This is a genomic window from Pseudomonadota bacterium, from assembly GCA_013285465.1.
In the GTDB taxonomy this organism is placed as follows: domain Bacteria; phylum Pseudomonadota; class Alphaproteobacteria; order Micavibrionales; family CSBR16-224; genus CSBR16-224.
The window spans coordinates 1,581,123-1,598,005 of record CP053449.1 but is presented as its reverse complement, the minus strand read 5'-3'; the positions used below and the strand labels follow the sequence as shown (position 1 = coordinate 1,598,005).

Genomic DNA, 16,883 nt, shown 5'->3' with positions numbered 1-16,883 from the left:
TACACTATTGCGCGCTATTTTACACCCAGTTTTTCCTGCAGGTTCGAGGAAGAGGTTGTGTATTGAAAGCGCAGTTTCTTATCGGGATAAATATAGCGGAAAGCCTGCTGCGCCATCAGCGCGGCTTCGTGGAAGCCGGACAGGATCAGTTTCAGTTTTCCGGGGTAATGATTAATGTCGCCGATGGCGAAAATACCTGCGGTGCTTGTTTCAAATTTTTCCGTATCTACGGGGATCAGGTTTTCGTGCAGGTTGAGGCCGAAATCGGCAACCGGTCCCAGCTTCATCGTCAGCCCGTAAAAGGGCAGAAACGTATCGCAGGCGACATCGAATTCTCCGGCGGTTTTGGAACGCAAATGCACGCTTTCCAGCATGCCGCCCTGTCCGTTCAATGCAACCGGTTCGGCGATATGCAGGGTGATTTTGTTGTCATTGGCCAGCGCGCGCATTTTATTGACGCTGTCGGGGGCGGCACGGAAGTCGTCGCGGCGATGCACCAGCGTCACGGATTTGGCAATCGGCTGCAGGTTCAGAACCCAGTCCAGCGCGGAATCGCCGCCGCCGGAAATCAGGATATTCTTATCGCGGAACTGGTCGATTTTGCGTACGGCATAAAAGACCGATTTCCCTTCATATTCGTCAAGGCCTTTGATCGGCGGCTTTTTCGGCGTGAAACTGCCGCCGCCTGCGGCGATAATGACAACAGGTGCCTCCAGAACTGTCTCCATATCGGTGCTGACGCGCCACAGGCCATCTGCCGTTTTTTCAAGGGAATCGGCCATTTGTGAAAAATGAAATATGGGATGAAAAGGCGCGATCTGTTCCATCAAACGATCCGTCAGCTCCTGCCCCGTGACAACCGGCAAGGCGGGGATATCATAAATCGGTTTTTCGGGATAGAGTTCCGCGCATTGTCCGCCGGGGCGGTCAAGAATATCAATCAGATGGGCGCGGATATCCAGCAAGCCAAGCTCGAATACCGCAAAGAGGCCGACAGGCCCTGCGCCGATAATAATCGCATCTGTTTTTATTACATTGGTCATAGGCGTTGGTTTAAAGAGATTTGACAGTGAAATCAACCATGTTCTTTCAAAACATCTCCTGCAAGATAGAGCGACCCCGCAATCAGGATATTGCCGTCCCCCCCAGCCAGATGGCGCAGGGCATCCTGCCATGACGGTGCAAAATGCAGGTCAAAATTCTTGTCCGTATCCAGTTTTTGCAGATCGGGCAGGTCGTAGAGAACCTGTTCGTAATTTTTCAGCGGAACAAGTGTGACACTGCGCGCGGCTTGCGCCAGTGGTGTCAGAACCTCGTTATAATAGCGTTTGCGCGACAGGGCGAGCACGATATCGGTCGGCTTGTCCCATTTTTTGATTTCTTCCGCCAGCATCCGTGCGGCAGAACCGTTATGACCGCCATCCAACCACAGTTTTTCGCCTTTTCCCAGTACTTCACAAAGCGGTCCGTTCACAATCCGCTGTAGCCGTCCGCGCCATTGCGCCTGCCGGATGCCTGCAGCGACATCGCCTGCTGCAATGTCATAGCTGTTTTTTTCCAAAACCTGCTCCAGCATGGCCAGTGCCAGCCCTGCATTCTCCACTTGATAGGTGCCGGCCATTTGCGGACGCGGCAGTACCCATTCCCGGTATCGGCCTTTGAAAGACAGCAAGCCGTCTTGTTCGGAAATTTGCCAATCACGCCCATAACAATAGGGCAGGGCGTTGTTTTCCTGCGCAAGCCGGATAGCCAGATCATAGATGCTATCTTTTTCCTGCCGCCCGATAACAAAGGGTTTATCCGGTTTGGCAATGCCGCATTTTGTGGTCGCGATGTCTTCATGCGTTGTCCCCAGCACGCCGGTATGATCCAGCGAAACGGTGGACAGCGCAGCGCAAAGCGGCGCATCGAAAATATTTGTGGAATCAAGCTTGCCGCCCATTCCCGTTTCCAGCAGCACGATGTCGGCGGGAACACAGGCAAAGGCATAAAGTGCTGCCAGTGTCGCCGCATCGAAAAAACGGATATTTTCACCATTTACAGCTTTCTCCGTGGCTTGCAGCGCATCCAGCAGCAGTTCATCGCTGATATCTTCCCCTGCCAGTACAATCCGTTCGTTAAAATGCACAAGATGGGGGGAGGTGAATTTATGCACATCATAACCGGCGGCTTCAAACACCGCTTGCAGATAGGCGAGTACCGAGCCTTTCCCGTTGGTTCCCGCCACATGAATCACCGGAGCGATAGCCAGTTGCGGATCACCCATTTTGTTCAAAAGCGGCAGCATCCGCTGCTTTGCGGGGGCGGAAATCATTTCCAGCGGCTGCAGCAGGCGCAGACGGTCAAGGCAGGCCGCAATATCGGTATTGCGGTGCGTTAATCCTGAAAAAGCCGCATTGGGATCGGTCAGGGAAATATGTGTCTGTGCTGTTGTCATCGGTGCATTATATAGCCGTAAAAGCGGGGGTGGGGCAATGTTTTTTCCGCCGCTTAAATTTTTCCATAATTCGACTTGACAAAGGGCCGGAATTATGAGAAATTACCCGTCACATTTCTTATTTTGGGAAACAGGATTTCAAGGAGGCATTATGCCGAAATACAATGCGGGCCAGGTCAAGGTCTTTGAAGGAATCGTCGAAAGCTTTATCAAAAATGTTGTGAAATCTGCCGGAAATGCGCCGGATGGTGCGAGCCCTGCGGAGGTTTTTTCCGATAGTGTCCGCGTGATGGAAATGCCGAAAATCATTGTGGCCCGTATTGCCTTTAACCGCGGCGCGGCGGATCCCGACAAGCGCGTGAAGCAAATCCTGAAATATTGCAGTTCCGTTCTGCCCGCGATGCAGCGCAGTTTTGGCGATGATTTGTTGATTGATGCGCTGCCTGCCGATGCCAGAACGCAGGACATTGCCGATATCTGCCGTGAAAACGGTGCAACCGGGATTGCCGGGCTGGTCGATGAGGCCGTCAAACGCGATATGGCGGCTGATCTGACAACCGGCATAAAAAAGCAGGGTGGGCGGCGTCATGGCTGAGCCTATTGCGCGGGGGCCGCTTTATTTGTTGTAATCCATTGCACCAGCCGCTCATTCAGAGCGGCTTTTTCTTGTTTGGTTAGGTGGCCGCGTATCTTTTCCAGTAATGCGGTGGAGGCCGCGTCACCTTCATGCACGGCCAGTGTCAGCCAGAAACAGGCTTCGGGATAGTCGCTGAAGGGAGTCGCGGCATAAAGCAGTCCCAGCTTGCCGGGGGCATCTTTCTGGCCGCTTTCCGCGGCGCTTTTCAGCCATTTTTCCGCCAGTTCGTGATTTTGCTGTTTGTGATGGCCGTGCATGTAAAAGGTGCCCAGCGTATATTGCGCATCGCGGTCGCCCTGATTGGCGGCGGCCTCGATGGCATCGGTCGGGGATGCGGATTCCGGCGGTGTGGGTGCGGCCTGTACGGCCTCCGCAGATGCGGCATGCGCCGGACTGCCGGAAAGCAGAAAGCCGGAAAGCAGAAAGCCGGAAAGCAGAAAGATTGTGCAGAATGCTGCAGCGAAGAGTTTTTTCATGGTGCTGTCTCCTTTAACAATGCTGTGGCAAGTATAGCGCATCAAAGGATTAAAACTCAACGCGGCGATCATTTTCCCCGAAAATAGTATAAAGACGGCGTAATTCTTCCAGCGGCGCATCATGGCTGTCGGCGCGCAGATCAATCGGATAAAAACGCTGGACGGGGTAGGTTGTTTTATAGACTTTGATTGCCGCTGCTTCCTGCCCGCGGCTGTCGCCGCCTGCCGCTTGTCCGGCTTCAAGCGCATCCAGCAGCCGTTCCGTCATCACATTTGATGCGGAGCTTTCATAGGCGTCAATCATGGCATCAACGACATCGGGCTTGGCGAGCGTATTGCCTGCGGCCGCGCAATTGACGGAGACCTTATGACGGAAGATGCCGCTGCAGGCTGCGCCCGATGCGGCATGGAAATGGCCGTGCAAATCCGCCAGAAGACATTGCCGCTTTTCGCGGGCATTGTCACCGCTTAAGGCTTGCGCAAGGCTGTCGGATAAAGCCATACCGGTCTCGATATTGTCCAGAATGCGGTAGGCGACCTGTGCATAGGAATGGTTCTGGATATTGACCAGCCCTGTGCCGGGGCGAAAAAATTGCGTGCATCCGCCGACGCCTGTCCATTTGCTGGCAACGGCACTGCCGATGAGGTCTTGTTCGCGGTCAAAGGCAAGAATGGAAAAAGTCATTGCTTTAATCCGTAAAAATGGGCGATCTGTTCCGCACATTGTTTTCCGGTCGCAGGTGCCAGAGTCCAGCCCAGCATGCTGTGGCCAAGGTTATAAGACAGGTTTCTGATTTTTTGCGAGGGTTTGACAATCGGCAGGCTGTCAGGCGTGTAAGGGCGAAAACCTTTATTCACGACAATGTTTTTTAATGACAGTCCGGGAAAAATTTCCTGTGCGGCGGCTTTCAGATTGATTAGATATTTTTTCGGGACATCGTCGTTAAAGCCGTTAAAAATAAAGCCGGTGGACAGTTTCAGTCGGTCTCCCAGCTGCATGGCGACAAGATTGCTGTAGGTATCCATGATATTCGGCCCGATACTGAGACCATCGGGCATGTCGCATTGGATATGATAGCCTTTGACGGGATAAATCGGCAGATATATCTGGTAAGGTTTAAGAAATTCAGGCGCCCATGCACCGTTGCACAACACGTAATGATCGGCAACAATCACGTCCTTATCTGTGATCAGCCCTTCAATCGCACCGTTTTTTGCAACTATACGTTGTGCATTGGTTTCCGGCATAAAGTGAAACAATCCGCTGGGAATAAGGTATTTTTCAATGATGTCATCAATAAATTTCTCGCAGTTTCCTGATGCGTCAAGTGGCGTAAAAATGCCGCCGGCCAGCGGCGCCTTCCGGTCTTTCATTGACGGGATTTTCTCGATGCATTGTTCCGCTGACAGGATACTGAAATCAATATCGAAACGCTCCGCGAACAGGGAATTATGAAATTTACCTTTTTCCAGCGCGGCGGCATCAGGATAAAGATTCAGGCGGCCGTTCCGGCGGTGATCGAAAGACGGGTTATGCTTTTCAATGATCTCTTCCAGAAGCTCCCGACTGGCCTCTACAAGCTCTGACAGATAAAGATAGTTCAGGCGGTAACGGTCGGATGAGCTGTTTTTCAAAAGCCCGGCCAGCCAGAAATACAGTGTCGGACTGAAATATTTGTGGATTTTGATACGGGGATCACGCCCCAGAAGAATTTTCGGAATCTTCCCCCAAATATCCGGCGTGCCGAGAGGAGATTTCTGGCCGTAGCATAACAGGGAAGCATTGGCGCGGCTGGCGGCGGTTCCTGCTTTCTCATGGCGGTCGATCATCGTGACTTGCACACCTTTTTGCACAAGGTAATAAGCGGTCATGGTGCCGACAATTCCCGCTCCGACAATAACGATGTGCATGATGCTATTTGCCCCCTGCGGCTTTATCCGCCTGATAGGAGGGCGGTGTCCAGTTTTGCAAAAGCGCGGCGGCTTCCTCCAGCGGCTGCGGTTTGGCAAACCAGAAACCCTGACAGTATTCGCAGTCCAGTTCACGCAACGCCGCGGCTTCCTCCGGATGTTCAATACCTTCGGCAATGACGCGCATTTCCAGATTTTTCGCCAGAGAAATAATGGACTTCACAAGCTGTAAACTGCTGTGCTGTGCCAGCATGGAGCGGATAAAGCTCTGATCAATTTTCAGCGTATCAATCGGGAAGGAGTGCAGATAACTCAAAGAAGAATATCCCGTGCCGAAATCGTCAATGGAGATTTCAAACCCGTAGTCGCGGCATTTTTCCAATGCCTCTTTTGCCACATGCGGCTTTTCCATCAGCAGGCTTTCGGTAATCTCCAGATGGATATGTGCGGGGTCTGTGCCGTTTTTCTCCATGATTGTGGTGACATGGTGCAGAAAGTCCTGATCGGAAAAATCATGGACGGAAAAATTGACGCTGACAAACAGCGGTGCACCGCCGTCACTGAAAGGTTCTAACTGTTTGACGGCTTTGCAGGATTCATCCAGCGCCCAGCGCGATATTTCAACAATCAGCCCGCTTTCCTCCGCAACGGGAATAAAAACGCCGGGGGATATCATGCCCTTTTCCGGGTGAATCCAGCGGGCCAGAGCCTCAAAACCTGCGATACGGCAGGTTTCAAGATCGACAATCGGCTGGTAATAAAGCTGTAATTCGTTGTTTTCCAGAGCGTGTTTCAGCTCATGATAAATTTTAATGGTGTTGACGGCCAGATCGCGCAGTTCCTGATCCGTTTCCAGATCCGCAGGATCGGCTAAATCCGCATCAGGCGGGGTAACGATAAGTTGGGAGCGCCCCAGCATATCGCGGTAACGCGTCAGTATGACTTTTGTCACCATGCGCAGAATAGGATCGGCGGATTCCGTCCGCCTGGCGAAATCTTCGCGTGAAATGACGAGTACGCTGCAATCCTCAATAGCGCGCACCGAAGCCGTGCGCGGCTGGTCGTCAATCATTGCCATTTCGCCCAGCAATGCGCCGGCACCGCGCGTGCCGATAACCTGCGGCACGCCATCGCGGTCAATCAGAATTTCGACGCTGCCGGTCTCAATGATATAAGCGCAATCGCCGCTTTCGCCTTCCTGCATAAGAAGGTCGCCCGCCTTTAATGATTTGATTGCGCCGGTCTCGTAAGTGGACATACGTGGCTCCTGCTGGATATGACGAATAGGGGATCGCCCTATAGGCTATTATTCTAGAATAAAGTAAAGGAAAGTTAAATCCACGGGAATTTTCTGAAAAACTTTTGTGGTATTCTTATGAAACCGCGCTATCCTGTATAAGCATAGGGCGTTTGTTCTATATTGATTGATCTTATTTTTTAAGCCCAGGCGGCGGAAAACGGCATATGACCTATCTTGGTATTCTTATTCTGTATCTGGTATTCCGCGCAAAACAGATGATTTGCGATTTTGTTTTGCAAAGTACCTATATGGTGACCCATAAGCATAAAGCATGGCGCGAAGGTGCGGCCAAGGCGCTGTTCCAGCATTGCGCTATTCACGCAGTTTTTACGCTTGCGATCGTTCTTTATTATGCGCCGCAATTGTGGTGGCTCAGCCTGTTTGATTTTGCCCTGCATGCAGGCATTGACCGCCTGAAAGGCGTACTGACCCAAAAAGCCGGCTGGACTTATAATGATCATAAGTTTTGGGTTGTTTTCGGCCTTGATCAGGAAGCGCATAATCTTTCTCACCTCCTGTATCTTGTTCTGATTGTTGCAACAATCGGTATCACTGCATAAAATTTCTTTCAGTGCTTTGAAAATTCTATTCTTTCGTGCTATTATACAACTAGGGGTTTATTTCTTAAGTGACATTATATTTTATAAGGTGTCGTCATGGTGATTCGTCCAAGTGACTTGCGTTTTGTGCGGTCAGATAAAAAGAAAACAGAAGAAGGCGCGGATGACAAAAAAGCTGCCGCAATTTCCTTCGCTCTGTTTGAAGACTTTTCGCGCCGCATCAATGCGGATTTCAGTGACATCCTGACGATTGTAGAAGGTTATACGCAGATTGCTTTGCGTAAGCTGCGCGAAGGGCGTCTGACGGAGGAGCATCTAAAGCATATTTTAAAAACGCTCCGGCGCGGTACGGCGCTGACAGACGATATTTCCGGCTTTTTTACGGATTTGCCTGAGGCGGGCGACATATGCGATTTGGCAGAGGCGGCACGTTTGGTCATGGAAACATTGCAGGTGAAAGAAAATGACGGGAACGCGGACGGTATGCTGCATTTATCCCTGCCGGAACAACCCTGTCTGATTAAAGGAAATTTTGAAACGCTGGCGCATATATTGGTTGTCTTCCTGCCGCATGTCTATGGCGCTGACGGTAAATTGTCTGATGTTTCTTTGTCTCTCGGAATACGGAGATTAAAGGACGGGCGGCAACAGGCTGTACTGGATATCTGTCATATCGGTGATGATGCGGATGCCGGAGAGGGGCTGGAGGCCAAACTGTTTTATCCCCGGTCGTCACAGCTGAAAAGGCGGGAGGATTGTCTGACGCGCCTTTATATGGCTTATGTTCTGGTCGAACAGATGGACGGCTGTGTTTGTACTGCGCCGGTGCAGGTTGTGCGCGGATGTCAGCGTTTCCAACTTCTCTTTCCTGTCGTCGCGCCATCTTCCTGACAGGGCACTGACCTCTTGCGCAGGCGAAGCGCTATCTCTAACATGATAAAAAGGATGTAATAAATGCGGCACGGTGATATGTGCCGTATTTTCAATTTTAAGAGTTACGTGTTTATGTTGCGCAGCCGGGATAATCTTCAAAAAATCACCCGCACCAAAAACGACCCGGTCTATCGTTGTGATGTGCTGGTTGTCGGCGGCGGTATTAACGGTGCCGGTATTGCCCATGACCTTGCCGGACGCGGGTTATCTGTTGTGTTATGCGAAAAGAATGACTGGGGCAGCGCCACATCTTCCGCCAGCAGTAAATTGATTCATGGCGGATTACGTTATCTGGAACAATATGAATTCGGGCTTGTCCGTTCCTCGTTAATTGAGAGAGAAATCCTTTACCGTCTAGCACCTCATTTGATTAAACCGCTGCGTTTCGTGCTGCCGCATGATAAATCATTGCGCCCGAAATGGATGATCCGTGCCGGATTGTTTCTGTATGACCATCTGGGCGGGCGGCAACGGCATAATGTGTTTGAGAAATCCTATATGCTGCCGCTCACCGATCACCCGCTGCATGAAACCTATAAAACCGGCTTTGTTTATACCGATTGTTGGGTTGATGACGCGCGGCTGGTATTGACCAATGTTATGGCGGCGCATGAAAAAGGCGCGGTTGTTCTGTCACGTACGGAGTGCCGCGGGCTGGAGGCGGATAAAAAAGCAGGGCTGTGGAAGGCGGCGCTGTTTCATAAGGAGCCCGGCGATGCGCGGGGGAAAAGCCACGAAATCGAAGCGCGCTGTGTTGTGAATGCGGCAGGACCGTGGGTGGAAAGCTTTTTGCCGGCAACCGTCAAAGGTTTCAAACCCCATTACCATGTGCGTCTCGTCAAGGGCAGTCATATCGTTGTACCGCGTCTTTATAATGGTGCGCATGCCTATATTTTGCAAAATAAGGACGGGCGCATCATTTTTGTTATCCCGTATGAAAATGATTATACGCTGATCGGCACAACCGATGTCGCTTATGAAGGCGATCCCGCACAGGTTAAAATTACGAAAGAGGAAATATCATATCTCTGTGATGCGGTTGGCCGCTATTTCACGACACCCGTCATTCCGGAGGAAGTCGTCTGGAGCTATAGCGGTGTGCGCCCGCTGCTGGATGACGGCACGCAGAATGCTTCGGAGGTAACGCGCGATTACAAGCTTGATCTGGCGCATCATAAATCCTGTCCGTTGCTGTCCGTTTATGGCGGCAAATTGACGACCTATCGCAAATTATCGGAACAGGTTGCCGATTTGCTGAAAGAGGAAATTTTCCCTGATGCGGGTGCTGCATGGACTGCGGAGACCGTACTGCCCGGCGCGGATTTTTCGCCTGTTGCCAATCTGGAAACATTTTTGAAAACGCTGCGCCGTGAATATCACTGGCTGTCTGCTGAGGCAGCGGAGCAATATGTGCGGCGCTATGGCAGCCGCGTGCGTGAAATTTTCAAGAATTGTCACCATGAAAATGATATGGGGGCATATTTCGGCGCGGGTCTTTACGCAAATGAAATTGACTATATGATGGATTTCGAAGATGCGCAGACCGCAGAGGATATTCTGTGGCGGCGGTCAAAATGCGGATTGCACGGCGATCCGGATATGTTTGAAAAACTGGAGCGCTATATTGCCGAGAAAAGGGCAGGTGAATAACGATGAAAGATTACATTCTCGCCATTGATCAGGGGACAACCAGCACACGTGCGGTTCTTTTTAACCGTGATGCGCAGGCTGTGTCTTTCGCGCAAAAAGAATTGAAACTTGTTTATCCGCAAAACGGCTGGGTGGAACAGGACCCGCATGATATCTGGCGTGATACCAAATCCGTCTGTCGCAAGGCAATTGATTCCGCAGAGATATCTCCGGAAGAAATCGCCGCCATCGGCGTGACCAACCAGCGCGAGACGGTGGTGCTGTGGAACAAACATGACGGCACGCTGATCGGTCCGGCAATTGTCTGGCAAGACAGGCGCACCGCGGATTATTGCCGCGAGCTGAAGGCGGAGGGACATGAAGAGACTTTCCGGAACAAAACCGGTTTGCTGCTGGATCCGTATTTTTCCGGCACAAAGCTGAGCTGGCTGCTGAATACGGTGGAGGGCGCACGCGAAGCGGCGGAGCGCGGCGATTTACTGTGCGGAACAGTCGATACCTATATCTTGTGGCGGATGACAGGCGCAACGGCGCATGTCACCGATGCCACAAATGCCTCGCGCACATTGCTGTATAATATCGTGGAAGGCTGTTGGGATGACGAGCTGCTGAAAATTTTGAATCTGCCGCGCAAGATGTTCCCCGAAGTAAAAGACAGCAGCGGGCTGTTCGGCATGTCGGCAGAGAAGTTTCTTGGTATCCAGATACCGGTGACCGGTATTGCCGGCGACCAGCAAGCCGCATTTGTCGGGCAGGCATGTTTTGACGAAGGCATGATGAAAAGCACCTATGGCACGGGGTGTTTTGCGTTGATGAATATCGGCGGTAAATTCCGCACCTCCAAACATAAATTGCTGACAACGATTGCCTATCAGCTGGATGGCAAAGTAACTTATGCGCTGGAAGGGTCAATCTTTATCGCCGGCGCGGCGGTGCAGTGGCTGCGCGACGGCTTGCAGATTATCGCCCATGCCGCGAAAAGCGAGGAAATTGCCAAACGCATTCCGCATAACGGCGGCGTTTACATGGTGCCGGCCTTTACCGGACTGGGCGCGCCGTATTGGGACCCCGATGCGCGCGGCGCAATTTTCGGCGTCACGCGCGATACGACGCTGGATCATATCGTCCGTGCGGCGCTGGAGGCGCAGGCCTATCAAACCTGTGACCTGATGGGCGCGATGCTGGAAGATAGCGGCACGGATATAACGGAAATCCGTGTCGATGGCGGCATGGTGGAAAATAACTGGATGTGCCAGTTTCTGGCGGATATGACGAATTGCGATGTTAACCGCCCGCAGGTGATTGAAACCACGGCGCTGGGCGCGGCCTATCTGGCGGGGCTGGCGGTCGGGTTTTACGAGTCACCGGCACAGATCGCCAGAAACTGGCGACTGTCGCGCAGCTTTAAACCGCGTATGGATGACAAGGAACGGCAAGAACTGTATGCCGGCTGGAAAGACGCCATATCCCGGATTCTAACACAGCGGTAACGTTACGCTTTCTTGTCCTGACGCAGCTTGGCCCAGTAATCGAGACGTTTTTTGATTTCACGCTCGAAGCCGCGTTCGACCGGCGTATAAAAATTTTGCCGCGCCATTTCATCGGGAAAGTAATTTTGACCTGAAAACGCATCGGGTGCGTCATGGTCATAGGCGTAATTTGCGCCGTAACCAAGCTCTTTCATCAAACCGGTCGGCGCATTCAGAATATGTTTGGGCGGCATCAGTGAGCCGGTTTCCTTTGCTGCGCGCATCGCGGATTTATAGGCGCTGTAAATGGCGTTGGATTTCGGTGCGGTGGCCATATAGACCACAGCTTCGGCCAGCGCCAGTTCTCCTTCGGGGGAGCCGACACGTTCATAAACCTGCCAGGCATGCAGCGCAACGCTTTGCGCCTGCGGATCGGCAAGGCCGATATCCTCGACCGCCATGCGCAGCACACGACGGGCAACGTAATGCGGGTCTTCACCGCCATCAAGCATCCGGCACAACCAGTACAGGGCGGCATCGGCATCCGAGCCGCGCACGGCTTTGTGCAAGGCGCTGATCAGATTGTAATGACTGTCCTGCCCCTTGTCGTAAAGCGGGGCGCGACGGTTCAGGATTTTGGTCAGTGCGGCGGTATCCATCTGTTTCTTGCTGTCCAGCGACAGCAGATGTTCCGCCATATTCAGCAGGAAACGTCCGTCACCATCCGCCATCGCTTTCAGGTGCAGACGCGCGGCATCATCCAGCGGCAGTTTTTGCTGTTCCGTTTCTTCGGCGCGGCATAGGATTTTCTCCAGCGCGGCCTCGTCCAGCCGGTGCAGCACCAGCACCTGACAACGCGACAGCAGCGCCGCGTTTAATTCAAAGGACGGGTTTTCCGTGGTTGCGCCGACCAGTACGATGGTGCCGTCTTCGACATAAGGCAGGAACGCATCCTGCTGTGATTTGTTGAAACGGTGGATTTCATCGACGAACAGCAATGTGCCTGTGCCTGTTTCACGGCGGTTGCGGGCTTCGGCAAAGATTTTCTTTAAATCGGCAATACCGGAGAAAATCGCGGAAAGCGGTTCGAAATGCAGATCAACATGCCCGGCCAGTAAGCGCGCTAGCGTGGTTTTTCCGCAACCCGGCGGTCCCCACAGCACCATTGACGGGCAGGGCTTACCCTGAAGAAGGCCGGAAAGCGGCCCGCCATCGGCAAAAAGATGATCCTGCCCGACCACATCTTCCAGTTTGCGCGGGCGCAAACGCTCGGCAAGCGGGGCATTGATATCCTGCGACAGATCGCTGGCTTCAAACAGGTTTTGACTCATGGGTGAGATCATAACGGCTTCCCCTTGAAAAAACCAGTTTTTGCTTGACCTTTTTGGCATATTTCGGCTATTGTCCGCCTATTCCCGAGAAAGCGGGTGAATCGGGCATCGGGCATCCCCCTTGAAATATGTTTTTTAAGGTAAAGGATATTAGGCCAGAGGTTCACCACGCCGCCGGAAAACCGGACGGACTATCGGGACAATAACGTAAAAACAAATATTTAGGAGTAAACACCAATGAGTGAAAAACGCCCGCATTCCAAATACAAGATTGACCGCCGTCTGGGCTGCAATCTTTGGGGTCGTCCGAAAAGCCCGTTTAACAAACGCGAATACGGTCCCGGCCAACACGGCCAACGCCGCAAAAAGCCGACCGATTACGGTACGCAGCTTTTTGCCAAGCAGAAATTGAAAGGTTACTACGGCAATATCGGTGAGAAACGCTTCCGCCGCTATTACGATGAAGCAGGCCGCCGCAAGGGTGATACCAGTGCGAACCTGATCGAGCTTTTGGAGCGCCGTCTGGACGCAGTTGTTTACCGCATGAAATTCGTCCCGACGGTTTTCGCGGCACGCCAGTTTGTCAATCACTGCCATGTGCTGGTGAACGGCAAGCGCGTTAATATTCCGTCCTATTCCGTTAATGACGGTGACGTGATTGAAGTACGCGAAAAATCCCGCCAGATTCCGATGGTTCTGCAGGGCATTGATTCGCCCGAGCGTGACGTTCCGGAATATCTGGAAGTGGATCACAAAGCGATGAAGGGTAAATTCCTGCGCGCACCGTCTTTGGACGAAGTTCCGTATCCTGTTCGCATGGAACCGAACCTCGTGATCGAGTTTTACTCTCGTTAAGAGACGGTCACAAAAAAATTACAAAAGCCGCGGCGGGGTTTTCCTTCCGCGGCTTTTTCTTTTTCTGCCGTGTTCTTCCTTGTCTTTATGGCCGCTATCGCACAGAATTGTTGCGGAAGAGGCCACTGTCAGATGATTAAAGTTGAAAAACTGAATTTCGAATATTTCGGCAAACGCGTCCTGCATGATGTCAGCATGGATATCAAGGAAGGCGCGGTCACCGCCATGGTCGGTCCGAACGGTGCCGGAAAAACCACTTTAATGCGCTGTATCGTCGGGCTGGAAACACCTGTGTCCGGCACCGTGACGGTGGCCGGGTTTGATGTGTCCGAACAGCCGCGCGCCGTGCATCAGCAGATCGGCTATCTGTCAGATTTTTTCGGTCTGTATGATAAGCTGACGGTCAGACAGAATTTGACCTATATGGCATGGTGTCAAAATCTGCCCGGTGATGATGTTGATTTCCGCGTCAATGAAGTTGCCGATATGGTCGGTATGACGGGACGCATGGACGAGCGTGCGGGAACATTATCGCGCGGATACCGCCAGCGTTTGGGGATCGGTATGACCCTGCTGCATAATCCGCGCATTCTGCTGCTGGACGAGCCGGCATCGGGCATGGATCCGGAATCGCGTATCGGATTTTCAAAGCTGATTTTAAATCTTAGAAATGCCGGACATACTATTGTTGTTTCATCCCATATTCTGGCAGAGCTTGAAGATTACTGCACGGATATGCTTGTTATTCGGAACGGACGCATTGCGGAACATGTCTATTTGTCTGACCATGAAAAGAAGGAAGAGCTGAGTCTGATGATTGCCGTCTCCGGCTTGACGGATGCGCATTTGCAAATACTGTCCGAAGATGCGGCTTTGACCGGCGTTGAGAGAGGCGAAGGAGATATTGTTTTTTGCCGCACGCTGGCGGATGAAAAGGAACAGCATCTTTTACTGAAAAGGCTGCTGCGCAAAAAGCTTCCCGTTTACCGTTTTACCGCACAAAAAAGATCGCTGCAAAAAGCCTATATGGATCTTGCGGAAGAGAAAGGCAAGGGAGGATTTTGATGCGGTTGTTTAATCCTGAAATACAGCGCTATCTCTGGCTGAATTTTTCTCTGTTCCGGGTTCTGACGCCGCTGGCGGCGATTGCTATCGGGCTGCTGATACCTCATCACTTGATGGAGGGCTTGAATAACGCGGAAACTCTGGAAACCAAAAGGCTTTTCACCCAGATATATATGTGGTTTTACGGCGGTATTGTGCTGTATTTCGGTAATGTACGGGCAGGGAGCACCTTTGCGGAGGAGCTGCGGGGCAAGACCTGGGATTTTCAAAGGACCTCCGCCTTAAAGCCTTTGCATCTGGTGATCGGAAAAGTTATCGGGGCGACTTGTTACACATGGTATGCGGGATTGCTGGCGCTGGGGGCGGCATGGTATTTTGCACCGCCGGATCTGACGGGGCTGCCCTATTTTATGATGGGACTGATTTGTGCGGGGATTGTCGGGCAGGTGACGGCCTTTGCCTATAGTATTTCATCGGATGATTCCGCTTCCTTTCCCGGTATCATCGTTTCAATCATTGTGGTGTCGATGTTCAGCAGTTTTCTGGAAGGTGACAGAATTGCAACGCTGGAATGGTACGGATATATTTTTGAAAAACCGATATTCTATTGCATGACAACGGCATTGCTGGGGTTCTGGGTTTTTCGCGCTGCCGTGTGCATGATGCGCAGACGTATGCTGTATCGCAATCTGCCCTTTGATTTCCTGTTTTTTGTGCTGACCGTCGGTGTCTATTGTACGGGCTTCCTTGATCCGGAAAAGCCGATCTGGCTGAAAGCGATGGTGTTTTACGCCGCTGTGCTGCCTTGCCTGTTCTGGAGCTTTATGCTGGAGGCGGGGAATTTGAACGGTTATAAACGCTTTTTCCATGCGCTCTATCACGGTGAACGCCGCCGTTTTCTGGAACATTTGCCGCGCTGGACGATTCCGCTGGCGCTCTCGGTTGCGGCTTTCGGTATTTATCTGATCTATGCGCCGGTGACGGAGATGCAGCAATTGAAACATATGGAGTTGACGGTTTTGCTGGCATCCATCATGTGCTTTATATTGCGTGACGGGATTGTATTGCATCTGTTTCTGCTGCGCGGCAATGAGAGTTTCGGCTCTTTCAAGGCGATGGTATTCTTTTTGTTTGCTTATATCCTGCTGCCGGGGTTGGTGCTGTCGGCTTTTGAAGATGCTTTGAAGCCGCAGAATTTGTTCCTGTCCGAGGCGGAGGGCACAACGGCATCCGTATGGGAAATTCTGCGCTGGTTCTGGCCGCAAATGAGCGATGACGCTTTGGCGGCACTGTTCCCGCCTGCAGCGCAAGTGCTTGTCGCCGGATATTTTCTGGCGCGCAAAGTGCAAACCATTCGCAAAGATTCCGCAGAAGAAAAATCCCCCGCCGGGTGAGGAACCGCAGGCGGGGGAGGGCAGTTGGCGGAGGCGCGTTCCGTGCTGTCGCAGGGGTGCGTGTGGGTGCGCTTTGCGTCAGCGGGCGGGACAGGAGCTCAGGTCACGGTTTAGGGAGTGAGGTGAGCGAGCGGGTTCCGTGAGGAGCGGGGCTCCGTATCCGCGCCCTTGTTATCGGGGCGCCTCCGCAGGGGTTAAAGGGTTAGGCCGCTTTCTTTGATCCCTTGTCCTTTTTGTGGTCAATGTATTTTTGACCGGACGTGATCTCGATCTGGCGCGGTTTCATGCTTTCGGGGATTTCCCGCGCGAGGTCGATGGTCAGGAGACCGTTGGAAAGTGCTGCATTCACAACCCGGATATGGTCAGCCAGCTGGAAGCGGCGCTCGAAAGCGCGTTCCGCGATACCGCGGTGCAGATATTGACGGGTTTCGTCCTGTTCTGCCTCCAGAATGCGGCCTTCAACCAGCAGCAGATTTTCTTTCAGTGTGATCGTCAGATCATCTTCGGAAAAGCCTGCAACCGCCATTGTGATCTGGTAGTCATTTTCATCCAGTTTCACGATATTATAGGGCGGGTAGCTGGATGCGCCGCCGGTTGCGCCAAGCTCGTTTTCAAGCATGCGCGTTAAGCGGTCAAATCCGACAGTGGAACGTAAGAATGGGGTGAGATCAAAATTTGTCATCGTCATATCCTCCTGTGAGCAATAGTGACTGTTTCTTTTCGTCTTCGGAAAACCACCACCATGGTCGGTCTCCTGCATTTTGCTAGAGAGAATAAACCCGCATCGGCGGCATTTATTTTGCTTCTCTATATCTCCATTATAGCAAAGATTCGGAAAAATTTTCAAGGGTAATCGAAATTAGCC

Annotated in this window: 16 protein-coding genes; 8 read left to right on the top strand and 8 right to left on the bottom strand. The window is 52.1% G+C overall.

What is annotated here, in order from left to right; all coding sequences use genetic code 11:
• Nucleotides 1–14: 14 nt before the first annotated feature.
• Both HND56_07865 and HND56_07860 read right to left on the bottom strand, forming a co-directional pair.
• Entirely contained in the window at nucleotides 15–1,043 is a 1,029-nt protein-coding gene (locus HND56_07865) for an NAD(P)/FAD-dependent oxidoreductase (GenBank protein ID QKK05607.1), read from the bottom strand.
• Between the two features lie 32 nt (nucleotides 1,044–1,075).
• A complete protein-coding gene (locus HND56_07860; GenBank protein ID QKK05606.1) occupies nucleotides 1,076–2,437 on the bottom strand; it encodes a bifunctional folylpolyglutamate synthase/dihydrofolate synthase in 1,362 nt (453 codons plus the stop codon).
• Between the two features lie 151 nt (nucleotides 2,438–2,588).
• Here HND56_07860 and HND56_07855 point away from each other — a divergent pair, with 151 nt between their 5' ends.
• Nucleotides 2,589–3,032, top strand: a complete 444-nt coding sequence (locus HND56_07855) for a hypothetical protein (protein QKK05605.1) — start codon at nucleotides 2,589–2,591, stop codon at nucleotides 3,030–3,032.
• Nucleotides 3,033–3,034: 2 nt separating this feature from the next.
• Here HND56_07855 and HND56_07850 read toward each other — a convergent pair whose 3' ends face one another.
• Genes HND56_07850 through HND56_07835 form a run of 4 tightly spaced genes read right to left on the bottom strand, consistent with a single transcriptional unit; the run spans nucleotide 3,035 to nucleotide 6,719 of the window.
• Nucleotides 3,035–3,550: a sel1 repeat family protein gene (locus tag HND56_07850; GenBank protein QKK05604.1), complete on the bottom strand. Its 516-nt coding sequence runs from the start codon at nucleotides 3,548–3,550 to the stop codon at nucleotides 3,035–3,037.
• Between the two features lie 49 nt (nucleotides 3,551–3,599).
• On the bottom strand, nucleotides 3,600–4,235 hold the full coding sequence (locus HND56_07845; protein QKK05603.1) for a DUF1028 domain-containing protein: 636 nt from the start codon (nucleotides 4,233–4,235) through the stop codon (nucleotides 3,600–3,602).
• A complete protein-coding gene (locus HND56_07840; GenBank protein QKK05602.1) occupies nucleotides 4,232–5,461 on the bottom strand; it encodes an FAD-dependent oxidoreductase in 1,230 nt (409 codons plus the stop codon). Before HND56_07840 ends, HND56_07845 begins: the two co-directional genes overlap by 4 nt.
• 4 nt (nucleotides 5,462–5,465) lie before the next feature.
• Nucleotides 5,466–6,719 carry an EAL domain-containing protein gene (locus tag HND56_07835; GenBank protein ID QKK05601.1) on the bottom strand — a complete coding sequence of 418 codons (1,254 nt, stop codon included), beginning with the start codon at nucleotides 6,717–6,719 and terminating at the stop codon, nucleotides 5,466–5,468.
• 206 nt (nucleotides 6,720–6,925) lie between these two features.
• Between HND56_07835 and HND56_07830 the strand changes: the two genes are divergently transcribed.
• From HND56_07830 to glpK, 4 genes are all read left to right on the top strand, one after another.
• On the top strand, nucleotides 6,926–7,321 hold the full coding sequence (locus tag HND56_07830) for a DUF3307 domain-containing protein (protein QKK05600.1): 396 nt from the start codon (nucleotides 6,926–6,928) through the stop codon (nucleotides 7,319–7,321).
• A gap of 96 nt (nucleotides 7,322–7,417) precedes the next feature.
• Nucleotides 7,418–8,212 (top strand): hypothetical protein, encoded by a 795-nt coding sequence (locus HND56_07825; GenBank protein QKK05599.1) that lies wholly within the window; start codon nucleotides 7,418–7,420, stop codon nucleotides 8,210–8,212.
• A gap of 114 nt (nucleotides 8,213–8,326) precedes the next feature.
• Nucleotides 8,327–9,904, top strand: a complete 1,578-nt coding sequence (glpD, locus tag HND56_07820) for a glycerol-3-phosphate dehydrogenase (GenBank protein ID QKK05598.1) — start codon at nucleotides 8,327–8,329, stop codon at nucleotides 9,902–9,904.
• Nucleotides 9,905–9,906: 2 nt separating this feature from the next.
• The gene (gene glpK, locus HND56_07815; protein ID QKK05597.1) at nucleotides 9,907–11,394 is read left to right on the top strand and encodes a glycerol kinase GlpK; all 1,488 of its coding nucleotides are present in this window, start codon (nucleotides 9,907–9,909) and stop codon (nucleotides 11,392–11,394) included.
• Between the two features lie 2 nt (nucleotides 11,395–11,396).
• Here glpK and HND56_07810 read toward each other — a convergent pair whose 3' ends face one another.
• Nucleotides 11,397–12,704 carry a replication-associated recombination protein A gene (locus HND56_07810; GenBank protein ID QKK06595.1) on the bottom strand — a complete coding sequence of 436 codons (1,308 nt, stop codon included), beginning with the start codon at nucleotides 12,702–12,704 and terminating at the stop codon, nucleotides 11,397–11,399.
• A gap of 237 nt (nucleotides 12,705–12,941) precedes the next feature.
• On the opposite strand from HND56_07810, the gene rpsD reads away from it, so the two are divergent.
• The 3 genes from rpsD (at nucleotide 12,942) to HND56_07795 (ending at nucleotide 16,018) form a co-directional block, all read left to right on the top strand.
• The gene (gene rpsD / locus HND56_07805) at nucleotides 12,942–13,559 is read left to right on the top strand and encodes a 30S ribosomal protein S4 (GenBank protein QKK05596.1); all 618 of its coding nucleotides are present in this window, start codon (nucleotides 12,942–12,944) and stop codon (nucleotides 13,557–13,559) included.
• A gap of 132 nt (nucleotides 13,560–13,691) precedes the next feature.
• Complete coding sequence (locus tag HND56_07800) at nucleotides 13,692–14,624, top strand: ABC transporter ATP-binding protein (GenBank protein QKK05595.1); 933 nt, start codon at nucleotides 13,692–13,694, stop codon at nucleotides 14,622–14,624.
• Nucleotides 14,624–16,018 (top strand): hypothetical protein, encoded by a 1,395-nt coding sequence (locus HND56_07795; GenBank protein QKK05594.1) that lies wholly within the window; start codon nucleotides 14,624–14,626, stop codon nucleotides 16,016–16,018. Before HND56_07800 ends, HND56_07795 begins: the two co-directional genes overlap by 1 nt.
• 202 nt (nucleotides 16,019–16,220) lie before the next feature.
• On the opposite strand, the gene HND56_07790 is transcribed toward HND56_07795, so the two are convergent.
• A complete protein-coding gene (locus HND56_07790; protein QKK05593.1) occupies nucleotides 16,221–16,700 on the bottom strand; it encodes an Hsp20 family protein in 480 nt (159 codons plus the stop codon).
• Between the last annotated feature and the right edge of the window lie 183 nt (nucleotides 16,701–16,883).

Coding starts and splice junctions, on each gene's coding strand:
- HND56_07790 (QKK05593.1), bottom strand. CDS start 16,700: ATGACAAATTTTGATCTCACCCCATTCTTACGTTCCACTGTCGGATTT.
- glpK (QKK05597.1), top strand. CDS start 9,907: ATGAAAGATTACATTCTCGCCATTGATCAGGGGACAACCAGCACACGT.
- HND56_07830 (QKK05600.1), top strand. CDS start 6,926: ATGACCTATCTTGGTATTCTTATTCTGTATCTGGTATTCCGCGCAAAA.
- HND56_07800 (QKK05595.1), top strand. CDS start 13,692: ATGATTAAAGTTGAAAAACTGAATTTCGAATATTTCGGCAAACGCGTC.
- rpsD (QKK05596.1), top strand. CDS start 12,942: ATGAGTGAAAAACGCCCGCATTCCAAATACAAGATTGACCGCCGTCTG.
- HND56_07855 (QKK05605.1), top strand. CDS start 2,589: ATGCCGAAATACAATGCGGGCCAGGTCAAGGTCTTTGAAGGAATCGTC.
- HND56_07860 (QKK05606.1), bottom strand. CDS start 2,437: ATGACAACAGCACAGACACATATTTCCCTGACCGATCCCAATGCGGCT.
- HND56_07845 (QKK05603.1), bottom strand. CDS start 4,235: ATGACTTTTTCCATTCTTGCCTTTGACCGCGAACAAGACCTCATCGGC.
- HND56_07835 (QKK05601.1), bottom strand. CDS start 6,719: ATGTCCACTTACGAGACCGGCGCAATCAAATCATTAAAGGCGGGCGAC.
- HND56_07865 (QKK05607.1), bottom strand. CDS start 1,043: ATGACCAATGTAATAAAAACAGATGCGATTATTATCGGCGCAGGGCCT.
- glpD (QKK05598.1), top strand. CDS start 8,327: ATGTTGCGCAGCCGGGATAATCTTCAAAAAATCACCCGCACCAAAAAC.
- HND56_07840 (QKK05602.1), bottom strand. CDS start 5,461: ATGCACATCGTTATTGTCGGAGCGGGAATTGTCGGCACCATGACCGCT.
- HND56_07825 (QKK05599.1), top strand. CDS start 7,418: ATGGTGATTCGTCCAAGTGACTTGCGTTTTGTGCGGTCAGATAAAAAG.
- HND56_07850 (QKK05604.1), bottom strand. CDS start 3,550: ATGAAAAAACTCTTCGCTGCAGCATTCTGCACAATCTTTCTGCTTTCC.
- HND56_07810 (QKK06595.1), bottom strand. CDS start 12,704: ATGAGTCAAAACCTGTTTGAAGCCAGCGATCTGTCGCAGGATATCAAT.
- HND56_07795 (QKK05594.1), top strand. CDS start 14,624: ATGCGGTTGTTTAATCCTGAAATACAGCGCTATCTCTGGCTGAATTTT.